The 544-nt window shown below is 53.1% G+C and carries 1 pseudogene; it reads right to left on the reverse strand.

Annotated elements, in window-relative coordinates:
• Positions 1-55: 55 nt before the first annotated feature.
• A pseudogene (locus tag ACYVBJ_RS20515) lies at positions 56-544 on the reverse strand (beta strand repeat-containing protein); the annotation flags it as partial.

Below are 544 nucleotides of genomic sequence, written 5' to 3' on the forward strand. Positions count from 1 at the left end.
AAAAAACCTGAGCCTTGTGTTCAGGCTCAGGTTTTCGTTTGTTTCTCAGCTCGCCTTAGTTGGCGTTCTGCACCACGTTTTGCGTGTTGTTGTTGCCATTCTGGGTGTAGGAGTACACCAGGTTGGACGACGAGTTGCCGTTCTGCACCAACGTCAGCCGGTTGTTGTAGCCGTTCTGGGAGGCAATGTCGTTGTTGCCACCTTGACCCTTAACGATGTTGTTGTTACCGTTCTGGGTGATGTCAGCAAAGTTGTTGTTGCCTTGTTGGAGGAACCGCGTTACGTTGCCTGAACCGTTCTGGGTCAACGTAATGAAGTTGTCGTTGGAGGAGGCTACATCCGTTGCCCGGCCTTGTTGGAGGAAGGCGATGTTGTTCGAGCCAATACCGATCTGGTTAACGATAGCCCGGTTACCAAAGCCATCCAATCCATCGGCGTTAGAGCCGGTGAACTGCAGGATGGTCGCCTGGTTACCGCTACCCGTCGAGCTTTGGTTGATCACTGCCTGACCCCGGATCGAACCCGACGACTGGATGATTAAGCC

It is taken from the genome of Spirosoma fluminis, assembly GCF_054778895.1.